Origin of the sequence: Serratia sp. JSRIV004 (assembly GCF_019968705.1) — a bacterium.
Taxonomy (GTDB): Bacteria; Pseudomonadota; Gammaproteobacteria; order Enterobacterales; family Enterobacteriaceae; genus Chania; species Chania fonticola_B.
This window is the reverse complement of the sequence record NZ_CP074140.1, coordinates 377138-393603: the sequence shown is the minus strand read 5'-3', so window position 1 is coordinate 393603 and position 16466 is coordinate 377138. Positions and strand designations below refer to the sequence as shown.

Here is a 16466-nt window from a genome sequence, read left to right as displayed (position 1 = left end):
ACGATCCTTAACAATTCAGTTGGTGGGAATTATTGCGATATAGGGACTAATTGCAAACTTCCGCGGCTGAGATCGCGTAATTTATTCCCGAATGCCTCGGTACCGGTGGCCGGTAGCGCCAAATGTAACACCACGGCAGCACCGTAATCCCCATGCACAATCCGCCCTTCACTAAGCTGTAGCAAATTCTCTACCATTGCCAGCTGAGCATAGTCGCACTGCAAAGTATATTCGAGCTGCGGCACTTTATAGCTGACAACCAACTGCTTAAGCGCCTGTTGTACGCCGCTGCCGTATGCCCGCACCAGGCCACCGGTACCCAGCTTGATCCCACCATAGTAGCGAACTACCACCGCGGTTATTTCACCGATCCCACTGCCCATGAGCTGGCTCAGGATGGGCTTGCCCGCCGTGCCGGAGGGTTCACCGTCATCGGAGAACCCCAACTGCTGCGAATCATTCGGTGCCCCGGCAACAAAAGCCCAGCAATGGTGCCGGGCCGTTGGATGCTCGTCACGCACCTGCTGGATAAAGGCTTTGGCCGCCTCGACCCCGCAGGTGGGGGCCAGCAGGGTGATGAAACGGCTTTTCTTTATCTCTTCACTGACGCTGATGACAGCGCCAGGAATGGGGTAAGGCTGCATCAGGCCAGGTTCAGATCGCGCGTCATATTCTCAATACGCTTTTCGTGGATCACAATATTGTCCTCAATGCGGATACCGCCGTAAGGTTTCAACGCGTCGATACGATCCCAGGCAAAGTGTTTACTGAACTCGCCGCTACGCCAAGGTGCCAACAGGGACTCAATGAAATACAGGCCCGGCTCAATGGTCAGCACCATGCCTGGTTGCATGACACGGGTGCAGCGCAGGAAGGGATATTTTGCGGGTGCTGCCAGATGAGTACCATTTTCATCCTGCATAAACCCGGCGGCATCATGCACCTGCAAACCAAGCGGGTGGCCTAAGCCGTGCGGCAGGAACGGACAGGTGATGCCTTGTTCGACCATCGCTTCTTCGCTGATGCCCGTTACCAGCTTATGATTTTTCAACAGTTTGGCGATACGTTGATGCATCTGTACATGGTAATCCGTGTAGCGCACCCCGGCTTTGATGGTATCTATCAGCGCAAGCTGTTCACCGTTGAGATCTTTCACCAGATGGGCGAATGCATTGTCGCTCTGAGCCGCATAGGTGCGAGTCAGGTCGGCAGCGTAGCCGTTGTATTCCGCCCCTGCATCGATCAGGAAGCTACGGGATTCGGCAGGAGGTTGATGATCCAGCTTGGTGTAATGCAGCACCGCCGCATGCTCATTCAGGGCCACGATATTATCGTAAGGCACGTCCGTATCACGATGGCCAGTGGCGGTCAGATAGGCCAGGTTGATATCGAACTCGCTCATACCGGACTGGAAGGCTTCATGAGCGGCACGGTGCCCCATCACGGCCGTTTTCTGCGCTTCGCGCATGCAGGCCAGTTCATAACCGGTTTTGATCGAGCGACGGAAATCGAGGAAATTCAGCACCGCTTGCGGATTGATGTGCTCGGCCGCAATGCCAAGAGAGAGGGCCCGCTGTTGTGCATAGCCGATATAGCCTACACGCTCGCGCTGCTGCGGCAGTTGGCTGGCGATATCATCTGCATTGGTCAGCGGCAACAGTTCAATGGATTTGGTCCAGAAGCTGTTGGGTAGCGGTTCAACGCTATGCCAGTAATCCACCGGGGAATAGAACCACAGCTTGGGTTTGTTAACGCCGTCCACCCACAACCAGCAGTTCGGCACCGACGTTACCGGCACCCACGCCTTGAAGTTGGCGTTCACTTTAAACGGGTAGCTGTGGTCGTCCAGAAAGACCCGTTGCAGCTCGCCTGAATGGATCAGCAATGCATCCAGATTGTTGCGCTCTAATACTTCACGAGCTCGTTGTTGCAGTGTTGCCAAGTGGTCGTTATACAAAGAAGCCAGCGTTTCCATCACAGTACCCTTATGCCCTCAGAACGGAATGAGCCATCTTAACACACAGATCCCACGCTCCAACCCCATCACCTCCTGCATGAGGTGTGCTTCGCAAACCTCTGCAAACAGATTGCATCCCCAGGTGATATGGCCGCTACGCACCAAAGTTTCTCGCTCAGGGGTAAAAAATAACTTGATTGGGTATCAAGCAATTAGCCATTCCCCCTGTGATCAGGTTTGCAAATATGCAATCTATTATTTGCAATTTATTAACATAAAAACCACACTCGTCATCATCTGGTCATACCAGATCATCTGCGCTGATTCAGGAGATCGACATGCTCTACCAAGGCGAAACATTACAAGTACACTGGCTCGACAACGGCATCGCCGAGTTGGTGTTCAACGCACCAGGCCCGATCAACAAGCTGGATACCAGCACCGTTGCCAGCCTGGGTGCCGCACTCGAGGTGCTGGAACAGCAAACCGAGTTGAAAGGGCTGCTGCTGCGCTCTGCCAAATCCGCATTCATCGTGGGTGCCGACATCACCGAGTTCCTCTCGCTGTTTGCCGCACCGGCTGAAAAGTTGCATGAATGGCTGGTGTTTGCCAATACCATCTTTAACCGGCTGGAAGATTTGCCGGTGCCAACCATTTCCGCCATTAACGGTTACGCGTTAGGCGGTGGCTGCGAATGCATCCTGGCGACCGATTTCCGTATCGCCTCTCCAGACGCACGCATCGGTCTGCCGGAAACCAAACTGGGCATCATGCCAGGATTCGGGGGTTCCGTACGTCTGCCACGCCTGCTGGGTAACGACAGCGCGCTGGAAATCATTGCCGCCGGGAAAGATATCGGCGCGAAAGACGCGCTGAAAGTCGGCCTGGTCGATGCCGTGGTCGCACCGGAGAAACTGGTGGAAGCCGCGCTGAAAGTACTGCAACAGGCGATCGACGGCCAACTCGACTGGCGCGCCTACCGTCAGCCGAAGCTGGAGCCGCTGAAACTGAGCCCAATCGAAGCGGCCATGAGTTTCACCACGGCCAAAGGCATGGTGATGCAAACTGCCGGGAAACATTATCCTGCGCCAATGACAGCGGTAAAAACTATCGAAGCCGCCGCCAAGTTTGGCCGTGAAGAAGCGTTGAAACTGGAAACCGCCAGCTTTGTGCCTTTGGCCCGCTCTAACGAAGCGCGCGCCCTGGTGGGCATTTTCCTCAACGATCAGTTCGTGAAAGGCCAGGCGAAAAAATTGGCCAAGAACGTTGAAGCTCCGAAACAGGCTGCCGTGCTGGGTGCCGGAATTATGGGTGGCGGTATCGCCTACCAATCCGCGCTGAAAGGCGTGCCGGTGATCATGAAGGACATCAGCGACAAATCCCTGACTCTCGGCATGAATGAAGCGGCCAAACTGCTGAATAAACAGCTGGAGCGCGGCAAACTGGATGGCTTGAAGATGGCACAGGTGCTGTCAACCATCCAGCCAACGCTGGACTATGCCGGAATCGAACGCGCCCAACTGATTGTTGAGGCCGTAGTTGAAAATCCTAAGGTAAAAGCGGCGGTGTTGTCTGAAGTGGAAGCCCTGATCGGCGAAGATACCGTACTGGCCTCCAATACCTCAACCATCCCGATCAATCACCTGGCAAAATCGTTGAAGCGCCCGCAAAACTTCTGCGGTATGCATTTCTTCAACCCGGTGCACCGCATGCCGTTGGTTGAGATAATCCGCGGTGAACACACCAGCGACAGCACTATCGCCGCCGTGGTGGCCTACGCCACCCGCATGGGCAAAACGCCGATCGTGGTCAATGATTGCCCAGGGTTCTTCGTTAACCGCGTGCTGTTCCCGTATTTTGCCGGGTTCAGTCAGCTGCTGCGCGACGGCGCCGACTTCCGTCAGATCGACAAAGTGATGGAGAAACAGTTCGGCTGGCCGATGGGCCCGGCGTATCTGTTGGATGTGGTCGGTATTGATACCGCGCACCATGCCCAGGCGGTGATGGCCAACGGTTTCCCTGAGCGCATGAGTAAAAATTACCGCGATGCGATCGACGTGATGTTCGATAACCAACGCTTCGGCCAGAAAAACCAGCTGGGCTTCTACCGCTACAGCCAGGATAGCAAAGGCAAGCCGCGTAAAGATAACGACGAGCAAACCGACACTCTGCTGGCAACCGTGAGCGCATCGGCACAGACCTTCAGCAGTGAAGAGATCATTGCCCGCATGATGATCCCGATGATCAACGAAGTGGTACGCTGTCTGGAAGAAGGCATTGTGGCCAGCCCGGCAGAAGCGGATATGGCATTGGTTTACGGCATCGGCTTCCCGCCGTTCCACGGTGGCGCATTCCGCTATCTGGATACGCTCGGCACCGCCAATTACGTCGAAATGGCCCAGCGTTACGCTAACCTGGGGGCGCTGTATCAAGTGCCAGCCGGCCTGCGTGCCAAGGCGGAACGTAATGAAAGCTACTACCCGGTGGTGACAGCGGCGCTGTCTGATATCTCCACTGGCCAACCGGCATGAGGTTATAAAGATGGAAAACGTAGTTATTGTTGATGCCGTACGTACGCCAATGGGCCGCTCAAAAGGCGGCGCTTTCCGCCAGGTACGCGCGGAAGATCTTTCTGCTCATCTGATGCGTGCCGTGCTGAGCCGTAACCCGGCGCTGAATGCCGCCGAGATTGATGATATTTACTGGGGCTGCGTGCAGCAAACGCTGGAACAAGGCTTCAATATCGCCCGTAACGCCGCGCTGCTGGCCGAGATCCCACATCGTGTGCCAGCGGTAACGGTGAACCGCCTGTGTGGTTCTTCGATGCAGGCCTTGCACGACGCAGCCCGCGCAATCATGGTTGGTGACGCGCAGGTCAGCCTGATTGGCGGAGTGGAACATATGGGCCACGTCCCAATGAACCACGGTGTAGACTTCCATCCAGGCCTGAGCCGCACCGTGGCAAAAGCGGCAGGGATGATGGGCCTGACCGCAGAAATGCTGGCCAAAATGCATAATATCAGCCGCGAAATGCAGGATGAATTTGCAGCCCGCTCCCACCAACGTGCCCATGCCGCTACGTTGGCCGGCTATTTCAAAAACGAAATTATCCCCACCACCGGCCATGACGCCGACGGCGTACTGACTCGTTACGATTATGACGAAGTGATCCGCCCGGAAACCACCGTTGCCAGCCTGGCGGCATTGCGCCCGGCGTTTGACCCGGTCAACGGCACCGTCACCGCAGGCACCTCTTCCGCACTGTCTGACGGCGCTTCCGCCATGCTTATCATGAGCGAATCCCGTGCCAAGTCACTCGGACTGAAGGCTCGTGCCCGCATCCGCTCAATGGCGGTCGTGGGATGCGATCCTTCGATCATGGGCTATGGTCCGGTGCCTGCCAGCAAACTCGCGCTTAAACGCGCCGGCCTGAGCGTGCAGGATATAGACCTGTTTGAATTGAATGAGGCCTTTGCCGCCCAGTCGCTGCCCTGTATTAAAGATCTGGGGCTGCTGGAAAGCATGGACGATAAGATCAACCTTAACGGCGGTGCGATTGCCCTGGGCCACCCATTAGGCTGCTCCGGCTCCCGTATCTCCACCACCTTGCTGAACAATATGGAACGCCGTGACGTGCAGTTTGGTCTGGCCACCATGTGTATCGGCCTGGGTCAGGGGATCGCCACGGTATTTGAACGCGTTTAGCTGTGTCTGATTGGATGCTCCAAAAGGGCATCCCAAAGGTTTTGTTGCCGTACTTCCCGCCTGTCAGGGGCGGGTTTTTTTATGCCTGAAATTCGATGTCAAAAAAAACGGGGCAGCATTTGGCCACCCCGTCTTTAACGCTGCGCATACAATCAGATAAACGCGAAAGCATCGCCAAACATGTGCGCTTCCAGTGCACCACGCTCGGCACAGAAACGCTCACGGGCAATTTTCGCCATCTCGAAACGACCTGCGATATAGATATCATGCTCCGCCAGCGAGCCAAAATCCTGTAACACAGCGCTCAGCACCGTGCCACTGCGGCCACGCCAGTCCTCTTCCGGCTGTTCAACTACCGGGATAACCTTCAGATTTGGGTATTGCAGTGAAATCGCTTCCAGTTCGCTGAGATCATAAAGATGCTTCAGCTCACGCCCACCCCAGTAGATAGATATATCACGGTCTGGCTGGCGCTCCAGCGCCGTCAGCAAAATCGAGCGCGCGTAAGAGAACCCGGTACCACCGGCAATCAACACCAGCGGGCGCTCGCCCTCTTCACGCAGCCAGGCTTCACCATGCGGAATATCCACGGTGATGGCCTGCTCTTTCAGCACACGATCCATCACCGCCATCGCATACAGGTTCAGTTCAGAAGCACCAATATGCAGCTCGATATAATCTTGCTGTGCTGGCGTCGAAGCCACAGAGAACGGGCGTTTATCACGTTCATCCATCACTACCATCAGGTATTGCCCTGCTTTGAACGAAAACGGTGCCTCTGGCACCAAACGTACCCGATAAACGGTATCGGTAATGGCCTCTACGGAGGTCACTTTACAGCTCAAGATTGTCATGCGTTCCCTCTGTCGGGTCATCAATGCAAGACCGAGAACAAAGACTGGCGCTTAAAGCGTCGGTTCTCTGTCACTGAATATGGCGAGCTCATCCCAGATGTCATCGATACGCGCACGCACCTTCTCATCCATTTGAATCGGACGGCCCCACTCTCTCTGGGTTTCTCCCGGCCATTTATTGGTGGCATCCAGGCCCATCTTCGATCCCAACCCGGAAACCGGTGAGGCGAAGTCCAGATAATCAATCGGCGTATTCTCCACTAAAACGGTATCCCTTGCCGGATCCATTCTGGTGGTGATCGCCCAAATTACGTCATTCCAGTCACGCGCATTCACATCGTCATCGCAGACGATGACAAACTTGGTATACATAAATTGGCGTAGGAAAGACCAGACCCCCATCATTACGCGTTTGGCGTGCCCTGCGTACTGTTTTTTGATGGTCACCACCGCCAGGCGATAGGAACACCCTTCCGGCGGCAGGTAGAAATCGACGATTTCCGGGAACTGTTTTTGCAGGATCGGCACGAACACTTCGTTCAGCGCCACTCCCATCACCGCTGGTTCATCCGGCGGGCGACCGGTATAGGTAGAGTGATAAATCGCGTTGCGCCGTTGGGTAATATGGGTCACGGTAAAGACGGGGAAGTGGTCGATCTCGTTATAGTAACCGGTGTGATCGCCATACGGGCCTTCCGGCGCCAGCTCCCCTTGCTCGATATAACCTTCCAACACAATTTCTGCGCTGGCGGGAACTTCGAGATCGCAGGACAGACATTTGACCACTTCGGTCTTGTTGCCGCGCAACAACCCGGCAAAGGCATATTCGGACAGGTTATCCGGCACCGGCGTCACAGCGCCCAAAATGGTGGCAGGATCGGCCCCCAGCGCAACGGCAACCGGGAAACGTTCACCAGGATGTTCCTGACACCACTCCTGATAATCCAGCGCGCCGCCACGGTGCGAGAGCCAGCGCATAATCAGCTTGTTCTTGCCCAATACCTGCTGGCGATAGATCCCCAGATTCTGGCGCTCTTTATGCGGGCCACGGGTAACCGTCAGCCCCCAGGTGACCAGCGGGGCGGCATCTTCCGGCCAGCAGTGCATCACCGGAATACGGCCAAGATCGACATCTTCCCCTTGCCACACCTGTTCCTGGCACGGGGCAGAGCCCAGCACCTTAGTCGGCATATTCAGCACTTGCTTGAATTTGGGGACCTTGTCGAACAGATCGCGAAAGCCCTTCGGTGGCTCCGGCTCTTTGAGGAACGCCAACAGCTTGCCCACTTCGCGCAGCGCACTGACGTCTTCCTGCCCCATCCCCATCGCCACCCGCTTGGGCGTGCCGAACAGGTTACAGAGCACCGGCATATCGTAGCCTTTCGGGTTTTCGAACAGCAACGCCGGGCCGCCTGCTCGCAGCGTACGATCGGCAATTTCTGTCATTTCCAGATAGGGATCAATCGGCTGGCTGATGCGTTTTAGTTCCCCTCTCTTTTCCAGCAACGAGAGGAAATCGCGTAGGTCACGGTATTTCATGCAAGCCATTACACCATTGATTTATAGAAGATTTAAACGACGATCCCTGAAAATCTCAAGGGGGTTCGACGTTTAATTAACTGGCTGATTTTAAGGCGTTTCACAGCAACGGATAGATTAACAAATTCTAGCCAATCTGCCCACATTAGCGCTACTAGTTTGGGTTGTCATCACAATGCTGAATCTGTAGGGGCGCCGCATGCTGCGCCCCCTTCGGTTTATCAATGGCAGATGAACGGCACCAACGAGCGCAGCGCCAAAGTATCATGATATTCCTGTATCTCTACCCCGTGGCGGAACACTTTAAAGCCCTGCTCCCTGGCGCTGAAGTAGCGCAGATCGTTGCCGCAGACGTGCAGCAGGCTGCCTTCACGCAGTGCAACAACCGACTCGCTTGGGTTCACCGCACAGAACTCTGCCAGGCGCTCATCACGGGTTTCACCCATGTGGCCGCTGATGTGGGCATCGATGTAATGTGGGTTGATCTGGACCGGGAACAACCCCAGCGCAGGCAACACGACGCTGCTGCGTACCGGCATATCATTGGTGGTACGGATGCTCGGCGTCGCCACGTTACAGCCAGCGCTCCAACCTACATAAGGCACTTCGCGCTCACGCACCGCACGCTGGATTGGCACAATCAGGCCATTTTCATGCAGCATCTGGTTCAGCATCCAGGTATTGCCGCCGCTGACCAAAATACACTCGGCCTGTGCGATCGCCTCTGCCGGAGACTCGGCATGGTGGATGCTGGTAACCTTGATACCCAACGTCTGCGACAGTTCCTGCGCACGCTGGTCGTAATCACCACGGATCATGGCATAAGGAATAAAAACGGCTGATGTGATGTTACGGCGTTCAATCATGGCCAACAGCCGGCTCTTGGCATAACCGAGCAGTTCGGCCTCGCCGGAAAGCTTGCCGTTACTCAGTAAAAATAGCTCCATGTCTCTCCCTCAGTGCAAGAATGATAAAGGCGTCACATTGAGCATCAGGCTTGCCCACCATACTGTGACAGTCGTAAATTTGAGGCCTATTGTTATACCTGAATCAGGAAAACAAATATGTGACTTTATGCTGGCTACCGTGGATTGCCGCAACTCATGGCAACAAGATGGACGCTTGCGTCACTAGGTATCCGTAGTGGCTTTTGGTATGCTTAACGGCTGACAGAAAGGCATGTGAAACTATGGAATCTTGGTATTTACTTTATTGTAAGCGCGGCCAGCTGTTGCGGGCCCAGGAACACCTGGTAAGGCAAGCCGTCAACTGCCTGAGCCCAATGATTACGTTGGAGAAAATCGTGCGTGGCAAGCGTACCGCCGTTAGCGAACCGCTGTTTCCCAACTACCTGTTTGTTGAATTCGATCCGGAACGTATTCACACCACCACGATCAGCGCTACCCGTGGTGTCAGCCACTTTGTACGATTTGGAGCCTTACCGACCCAGATACCGTTACAGGTTATCGAAGAGCTCCAGACACATAGCGAAGAATACTATGTGGACCCAGAGACCCCACAGCCGGGCGATACGGTGTTGATCACCGATGGCGTGTTCGAGGGCCTACATGCGATCTACACCGAACCCGACGGTGAAGCCCGCTCGATGCTGCTGCTGAATTTGATCAACAAGCAGATTAATCAGAGCATCGATAACCGGCAGTTCCAAAAGCTTTAATGCAAACAGGCACCCAAGGGTGCCTGTTTTGTCTGCTACCGATTAACGGCGCATCGCATCATCATGCAGCCACTGGGCGACACGCTTGGCGAAGTAGGTCAGCACACCATCAGCCCCGGCACGCTTAAAGCACAGCAAGGATTCCATCACCGCCGGTTGCTCCTGCAGCCAGCCGTTCTGGATCGCCGCCATATGCATCGCATATTCGCCCGACACCTGATAGGCGAAGGTCGGCACCCCGAAGGTATCTTTCACACGCCGCACCACGTCCAAATACGGCATCCCTGGCTTCACCATCACCATATCCGCGCCTTCCTGCAGATCCTGAGCAATCTCTTGCAGGGCTTCGTCGCCGTTAGCCGGATCCATCTGATAGGTTTTCTTGTTGCCGCCTTTCAGGTTACCGGTGGAGCCGAGCGCATCACGGAACGGGCCGTAATAGCATGAGGCATATTTAGCGGAATACGCCATGATCTGGGTATTCACCAGGCCTTGTAGCTCGAGTTGATCGCGGATCGCGCCGATGCGGCCATCCATCATATCGCTGGGAGCCACGATTTCGGCACCGGCTTCAGCGTGAGATAGCGCCTGGCGAACCAGAATCTCTTTGCTGATGTCGTTGATCACGTAGCCATGTTCGTCGATCACCCCGTCCTGCCCATGGGTCGTATACGGGTCGAGCGCCACATCGGTCAGGATCCCCAGCTCCGGCACGGCATCTTTCAACGCACGCACGGTGCGCTGCACCAAACCATCCGGGTTGTAGGCTTCCTCGGCATGCAGCGACTTCAGGCCAGGCTCAATCACCGGGAACAGGGAGATCACCGGCACGCCGAGCTTGGCAATGGCTTCTGCCTCTTTGATCAGCAGATCGATGCTCATGCGCGATACGCCAGGCATCGAGGAAACGGCTTCCTGACGGTTGCTGCCTTCCATGACAAACACTGGGTAGATCAGGTCATTGACCGTCACCTGATTCTCGGCGACCAAACGGCGGCTGAAGTCATGACGGCGCACACGGCGCATACGGCGACCAGGGAAGGTGCCCGGAAATGCATAGCTCATAATTTTCTCCTAACTCAGACCAGCCGGAATAACCGGCGGGCGTTCTCATCAGTTTTCTGGCCCAGCCACGCGGGATCTTCTTCGCGCCAGGTCGCAACCTGCCGAATGATATGGGGCAGAAAACAGGGTTCGTTGCGGCGAGATGCAGGTTTCGGGTGTAAATCCCGGGGCAACAAATAGGGGGCATCGGTTTCCAGCAGCAGACGATCGGCCGGGATTTGGGGTAACAAGGCACGCAGTTCCAAACCCCTGCGCTCATCACAAACCCAACCGGTGATACCGATCGACAGCCCCAGCGCCAGACAGTCCTGTAACTCTTCGGCGCTGCCGGTGAAGCAATGCACGACTGCGGCGGGCAGTTTATCCAACCAAGGGGTCAGCAGTGCAACAAAACGTGCGTGTGCGTCGCGACAATGCAGGAAGACCGGCATATTGAGCTCGGCGGCCAATGCCAACTGGGCGTTGAAAGCCACTTCCTGCTGTTCCGGGGTAGAAAAGTTGCGGTTAAAGTCCAGCCCACATTCACCAATGGCTGCAACGAAGGGCTGCGATGCCAACCGGTGAATGTGCTGTGCGACCTCATCGTTCCAACTGCTGGCATCATGCGGATGCACGCCAGCCGTAGACCAGCAATAGCCACTATGCGCACGGGCCAGGTGACTGGCCGCCTCGCTTTGCTGCGCGCTGGTGCCGGTGATCAGCATCCCCGTCACGCCTGCGGTTTTGGCTCGCTCCACCACCTGTGTGGCATCTTTGGCAAATTGGGAGCTGGTAAGGTTGACGCCAATATCAAACATGGTTTTTCCAAAGCAAAAGCCGCCCGATGGGCGGCTTAGAGACAGACGAGTATCAGGAGGCTGGTGGCTCTTCGCCTTCCTCTTCTTCCTCTACCGGCTTGCGCCGCTTCCCGACATAGAAGCGGGCGAAGAATACCCCGACCTCAAACAACAGGTACATCGGGATCGCCAACAGGGTTTGCGAGAACACGTCCGGCGGCGTCAACAGCATGCCGACCACGAAAGCACCAACCAGCACATACGGGCGTTTCTTACGCAGGTCTTCTGGCGTAGTAACACCGCTCCAGCACAGCAGAATAATGGCAACCGGCACTTCAAAAGCCACGCCGAACGCCATAAACAGCGCCATGACAAAACTCAGGTAGTTGCTGATATCGGTCGCAATCGTGACGCCGATGGGTGCAGTTTTGGCAAAAAAGCCAAAGGCCAACGGGAACACGACAAAGTAGGCAAACGCCATCCCCAGATAGAATAGCAGGCTGCTGGAGACCAGCAACGGCATCATCAGGCGGCGTTCATGCTGGTACAGCGCAGGAGCGATAAAGGCCCAGACCTGATAGAGAATGAAAGGCGCGGCAACGATCACCGAAACCATCATCGTCAACTTGATCGGAGCAAAGAACGGTGAAGCCACATCGGTGGCGATCATGCTCGCCCCGGCAGGCAACTGATCGATCAGCGGTGCAGACACGATCTGATAAATATCGTTAGCGAAAAACACCAACACGATAAAGATCGCCAGCACGCTGATGATCGAATTTAACAGCCGCTTACGCAGTTCAATCAGATGACTGATAAGCGGTTGGGTATCTTCAACGGCCATGTTTTAACGTTCGCCACTAGGTTGTTGAGACGCAGGGGATTTATCCGCCACAGGCTCTGGGATGGCCTGCTTTGCAGGGATTTGCTGATCCACGACCGTTGCCTGAGCCACGGTTGGCACCACCGGTTCACTATGCTCGACTGGCGCAGGTTCAGTGGGCTGCGGTGTGGCAACAGGTGCCGAAGCGGTAGTCGCCGCTTCCGCCGGCGTCACGCCATCGTGAATGGCTTCAGGATCGGTGACCACTGGATTGTGGATGGTATGCGGCGGCTCGTCCTTATCGACGTGATAAGAGCGTTTCAGCGACTCAGCCGCCTCTTTCAGCTCATCCATTGAAGCTTTGAGTTCCGGCGTTAAATTCTGCAAACCCGCTTTCTCCGCCTTCTTAAGGCTTTCCTGCAGTTCTTGCAGCTTCAATTCCTGCGTCAGCTCATTCTGCACCGAAGCTGCCAGAGAGCGCAGCGCTCGGATCCAGCCCGCAACGGTTCTGACCGCCACCGGTAACCGTTCTGGCCCGAGTACCACTAGGCCAATCACCAGTACCAGCAGCAGTTCACCAAACCCAATGTCAAACACGGTTTATACCTGCTCTTTGTTCTTCGACTCTTCCGCTGCTTTCACTTCCGGCTGCTTATCGGTGATAGGCTTGGCCGCAAAGTCTGCATCGTGGTTGGTTTTTTCAGTCGTGTTGGTTGGCGCGGTGCTGTTGTCGTCGCCAATCGCTTTTTTGAAGCCCTTGATTGATGCACCGAGATCGGAACCTAGGGTACGCAGTTTGTTGGTGCCAAACAGCAGTACCACGATCACCGCGATGATCAACAATTGCCAAATACTAATACCGCCCATTGTACTTACCTCTGGTTTAAAAAAGGGTCTATACCCGTTGTCTTTCAAGTTGCCGCATTATATACCCTTCATCTTTGTGTTGGATATGCCCCGTTTTTGCAGGGCTACAGCGACAACGCTTAACCTGATGGTTAATTTATTCAGACGGTGCGTTTCCAACCAACGACCCAGGCTACTACGCCTGCGGCCATCATCCAGGCAGGGAACACCTCTACGCCTCCCAGCAGTAAAATCGTACCACTGACTAACAGTGTAGCGCCAACCCCGAACAAATACCGTGATTGACCTTGCCGAACGCGTTGCGCCTGCATCTGACCGGTCAATTTATCGACGCTTTGTTGCAACAGTTTATGCTGTTGCAGGCTGTCATAAAATAGCTCTGGTAACTCCGGCAATTTCTCGGCCCAGAACGGCGCTTTTTCTTTCAGCGCGCGGATCACCGCCGGAATGCCCACCTGATCCCGCAGCCAGCTTTCCAGGAACGGCTTCGCCGTGGTCCACAGATCCAGTTGCGGATAGAGCTGGCGGCCAAGGCCCTCAACGTACAGCAGCGTCTTTTGCAGTAATACCAGTTGCGGCTGCACTTCCATATTGAAACGGCGTGCGGTATTGAACAGGTTCAACAGCACGTTACCGAACGAAATTTCCGCCAGCGGTTTTTCAAAGATCGGCTCGCAGACGGTACGGATGGCAAACTCAAAATCTTCCACGTTGGTATCACGCGGTACCCAACCAGAATCAACGTGCAGTTCCGCCACCTTACGGTAGTCGCGGTTGAAGAAGGCGATAAAGTTTTCCGCCAGATAGCGCTTGTCGTCTTTGTTCAGGGAACCCACGATACCGCAGTCGATGCCGATATAACACGGATCTTCCGGGTGTTCATAGCTGACGAAAATATTGCCTGGGTGCATGTCGGCATGGAAGAAGCTGTCACGGAATACCTGGGTAAAGAACACCTGGACGCCACGCTCGGCCAGCAGTTTCATATTGGTGTTCTGCTGTTCCAGAGCCGCAATATCCGACACCGGGATACCGTAAATCCGCTCCATCACCAACACGCTTTCACGGCAGTAATCGGAGTAAACCTCTGGCACGTAGAGCATCGGGCTACCGTCAAAATTACGGCGCAGCTGGATGGCGTTGGCCGCTTCACGCAGCAGGTTCAGCTCATCGAGCAGGGTTTTCTCATATTCACGCACCACTTCGCGCGGGCGCAGACGGCGACCGTCCGGCATCAGCTTAGGTACCCAACCTGCCAGGCGATACATCAGGCGCACATCGGCTTTGATAATCGGCCCAATGTCCGGGCGGATCACCTTCAGCACCACCTCTTGGCCGGTCGTTTTCAGCCGTGCGGTATGCACCTGGGCAATCGAAGCCGATGCCAGCGCCTGCTGGTCAAAGTCATCGAACCAGGTTTCCAGCGGGCCGCCCATTGCCAACTCGATATGCTTACGGGCCAGCGCGCCATCGAACGGTGCTACTCGGTCCTGCAACAGCGTCAGTTGGTCGGCAATATGGGGTGGGAACAGATCGCGGCGGGTCGACATCATCTGGCCGAACTTGATCCACACCGGGCCCAGCTCTTGCAGCGCCAGGCGCAGGCGTTCACCCAACGGCTGGTCTTTATGGCGGTTAGGCATCCAGAACAGCAGGCGACGGCCAATGCGCAGCGGCAGCGTCAAGCGCATCTTGGGGATCAGTTCATCCAGTCCATAGCTCAGGAAAACGCGCACGATCAAATACAGGCGGCAAATTTCGCCAGGGGTCATCGCTTACCCTCCAACTTGTCCAGACGAGCAATCAGTGCGTCCACACTGCGAACGGTGGCATCAACCTCTTCGTTAAACCACACCACTTCAAGCGGGCCGGGAGCCATACGCCACTCTTCGGTCAGCGTTTCGGCGACGTAGCGTTGCTGGCTCTGCAAACCGGATTTCAGCAGGCCCAAACCTTTGCCAACGATCTGACTAACACCTTGCGCGGCGATATCGCCCACATAAGGCGCCAGCCATTCCGCCGGATCCCACTCTGCCAGATCGAGCAAGCCGACCAGCTGTTGCACCACCTGAATATCGCCTTCGACAATCAGCTCGCCGCTGCGCATCAGCGGGGAAAGTTGCTGACGATCGCGCAATTTCAGCAGCACCGGTACGCGGGTTTGCACCGTACAGTCGGCTCTATCTTCTGATTGGCCAAGCACATCCACGCGCTGTTCGCTGAACAGCAGAACCAACGGCGAAGAGAGTTCTTGTAGCTCGATACGTAACACTTTACCCGCCAGCCGTTGGCGGGCAGCTTTCATGCTGCGATCGCGAAACAGCAGGCTATTGAGCGAGGTTTCCAGCACGCCGGTCAGTAACGGGGTTAGCAGCATCGGCATTTCCATATCAGAACTTGAAGCCCCGGTGCAGCGCCACGATGCCGCCGGTCAGGTTGAAGTAGTTGACGTTCTCGAAACCGGCCGCAGCCATCATCCCCTTCAGGGTTTCCTGATCGGGGTGCATGCGGATCGATTCTGCCAGATAGCGGTAGCTGTCCGGATCTTTCACCACCAGCTCACCAATTTTTGGCAGCACGTGGAAGGAATAGGCGTCGTAAGCCTTGCTCAGCGGCTCCAGCAGCGGCTTGGAAAATTCCAGCACCAGCAGGCGGCCACCCGGTTTCAGCACGCGGAACATCGAGCGCAGCGCTTTGTCTTTATCGGTGACGTTGCGCAAGCCAAAGGAGATGGTGATGCAGTCAAAATAGTTATCCGGGAACGGCAGCGCTTCGGCGTTGGCCTGCACGTAGCTGATATTGCCAACGATGCCGTGGTCGCGCAGCTTTTCGCGCCCCATCTTGAGCATGGAATCGTTGATATCCGCCAGCACCACCTGCCCCTGCTCACCGACCATGCGGGAGAACTTGGCGGCCAGATCGCCAGTACCACCGGCCAGATCCAGCACGCGCTGGCCGCGGCGCACGCCGCTGCAATCGATGGTAAAGCGCTTCCAGATACGATGGATACCAAACGACATCAGGTCGTTCATCACGTCATATTTTGCCGCTACCGAGTGAAAAACGTTGGCCACCATGGCCTGCTTCTCGTCTCTTGCTACGGTACGAAAGCCAAAATCGGTGGTTTCCTGCGCTTGATCTGCCATTGTCCTGCCTGCCATTCAGTCAATTTAGTGTCGTGGAGTGTACCAGAAAGCCGCGT

General features: G+C 55.7%; 16 protein-coding genes. 3 read left to right on the top strand and 13 right to left on the bottom strand.

Translation table 11 applies throughout. The annotated features are described in order from the left end of the window. Window positions 1-29: 29 nt before the first annotated feature. Both KGP21_RS01720 and pepQ read right to left on the bottom strand, forming a co-directional pair. Window positions 30-644 (bottom strand): IMPACT family protein, encoded by a 615-nt coding sequence (locus KGP21_RS01720; RefSeq protein ID WP_021807951.1) that lies wholly within the window; start codon window positions 642-644, stop codon window positions 30-32. Then, window positions 644-1975: a Xaa-Pro dipeptidase gene (pepQ, locus tag KGP21_RS01715; protein WP_179254002.1), complete on the bottom strand. Its 1332-nt coding sequence runs from the start codon at window positions 1973-1975 to the stop codon at window positions 644-646. Before pepQ ends, KGP21_RS01720 begins: the two co-directional genes overlap by 1 nt. Window positions 1976-2295: 320 nt before the next feature. Here pepQ and fadB point away from each other — a divergent pair, with 320 nt between their 5' ends. Continuing rightward, on the top strand, window positions 2296-4488 hold the full coding sequence (fadB, locus tag KGP21_RS01710) for a fatty acid oxidation complex subunit alpha FadB (RefSeq protein WP_059199062.1): 2193 nt from the start codon (window positions 2296-2298) through the stop codon (window positions 4486-4488). A gap of 10 nt (window positions 4489-4498) precedes the next feature. Further along, window positions 4499-5662 carry an acetyl-CoA C-acyltransferase FadA gene (gene fadA, locus KGP21_RS01705; protein WP_021181458.1) on the top strand — a complete coding sequence of 388 codons (1164 nt, stop codon included), beginning with the start codon at window positions 4499-4501 and terminating at the stop codon, window positions 5660-5662. A gap of 152 nt (window positions 5663-5814) precedes the next feature. On the opposite strand, the gene fre is transcribed toward fadA, so the two are convergent. The 3 genes from fre to pepE all read right to left on the bottom strand — a co-directional run bounded on the left by fre (window position 5815) and on the right by pepE (window position 9002). After that, a complete protein-coding gene (fre, locus tag KGP21_RS01700) occupies window positions 5815-6516 on the bottom strand; it encodes an NAD(P)H-flavin reductase (RefSeq protein WP_021807955.1) in 702 nt (233 codons plus the stop codon). Window positions 6517-6567: 51 nt separating this feature from the next. Then, window positions 6568-8064, bottom strand: a complete 1497-nt coding sequence (gene ubiD, locus KGP21_RS01695; RefSeq protein ID WP_059199063.1) for a 4-hydroxy-3-polyprenylbenzoate decarboxylase — start codon at window positions 8062-8064, stop codon at window positions 6568-6570. 212 nt (window positions 8065-8276) lie between these two features. Beyond that, window positions 8277-9002 (bottom strand): dipeptidase PepE, encoded by a 726-nt coding sequence (gene pepE, locus KGP21_RS01690; RefSeq protein WP_223537012.1) that lies wholly within the window; start codon window positions 9000-9002, stop codon window positions 8277-8279. Window positions 9003-9244: 242 nt separating this feature from the next. Here pepE and rfaH point away from each other — a divergent pair, with 242 nt between their 5' ends. Then, window positions 9245-9733 carry a transcription/translation regulatory transformer protein RfaH gene (gene rfaH, locus KGP21_RS01685; protein ID WP_021181462.1) on the top strand — a complete coding sequence of 163 codons (489 nt, stop codon included), beginning with the start codon at window positions 9245-9247 and terminating at the stop codon, window positions 9731-9733. 42 nt (window positions 9734-9775) lie between these two features. Here the strand turns inward: rfaH and hemB are convergent, their stop codons facing one another. From hemB to ubiE, 8 genes are all read right to left on the bottom strand, one after another. Beyond that, the gene (hemB, locus tag KGP21_RS01680) at window positions 9776-10798 is read right to left on the bottom strand and encodes a porphobilinogen synthase (RefSeq protein WP_021181463.1); all 1023 of its coding nucleotides are present in this window, start codon (window positions 10796-10798) and stop codon (window positions 9776-9778) included. A 14-nt stretch (window positions 10799-10812) separates the two neighbouring features. Continuing rightward, entirely contained in the window at window positions 10813-11595 is a 783-nt protein-coding gene (gene tatD, locus KGP21_RS01675) for a 3'-5' ssDNA/RNA exonuclease TatD (RefSeq protein WP_223537010.1), read from the bottom strand. Window positions 11596-11647: 52 nt separating this feature from the next. Further along, on the bottom strand, window positions 11648-12418 hold the full coding sequence (gene tatC, locus KGP21_RS01670) for a Sec-independent protein translocase subunit TatC (protein WP_021181465.1): 771 nt from the start codon (window positions 12416-12418) through the stop codon (window positions 11648-11650). 3 nt (window positions 12419-12421) lie between these two features. After that, the gene (tatB, locus tag KGP21_RS01665) at window positions 12422-12994 is read right to left on the bottom strand and encodes a Sec-independent protein translocase protein TatB (protein ID WP_059199066.1); all 573 of its coding nucleotides are present in this window, start codon (window positions 12992-12994) and stop codon (window positions 12422-12424) included. Between the two features lie 3 nt (window positions 12995-12997). Next, window positions 12998-13264, bottom strand: coding sequence for a Sec-independent protein translocase subunit TatA (gene tatA / locus KGP21_RS01660; RefSeq protein ID WP_021181467.1), 267 nt, complete (start codon window positions 13262-13264; stop codon window positions 12998-13000). A 140-nt stretch (window positions 13265-13404) separates the two neighbouring features. Beyond that, entirely contained in the window at window positions 13405-15036 is a 1632-nt protein-coding gene (gene ubiB, locus KGP21_RS01655; protein WP_021181468.1) for a ubiquinone biosynthesis regulatory protein kinase UbiB, read from the bottom strand. Then, window positions 15033-15641, bottom strand: coding sequence for an SCP2 domain-containing protein (locus tag KGP21_RS01650; protein ID WP_037376657.1), 609 nt, complete (start codon window positions 15639-15641; stop codon window positions 15033-15035). Before KGP21_RS01650 ends, ubiB begins: the two co-directional genes overlap by 4 nt. 13 nt (window positions 15642-15654) lie before the next feature. Further along, on the bottom strand, window positions 15655-16410 hold the full coding sequence (gene ubiE / locus KGP21_RS01645; protein ID WP_021181470.1) for a bifunctional demethylmenaquinone methyltransferase/2-methoxy-6-polyprenyl-1,4-benzoquinol methylase UbiE: 756 nt from the start codon (window positions 16408-16410) through the stop codon (window positions 15655-15657). Window positions 16411-16466: the final 56 nt, after the last annotated feature.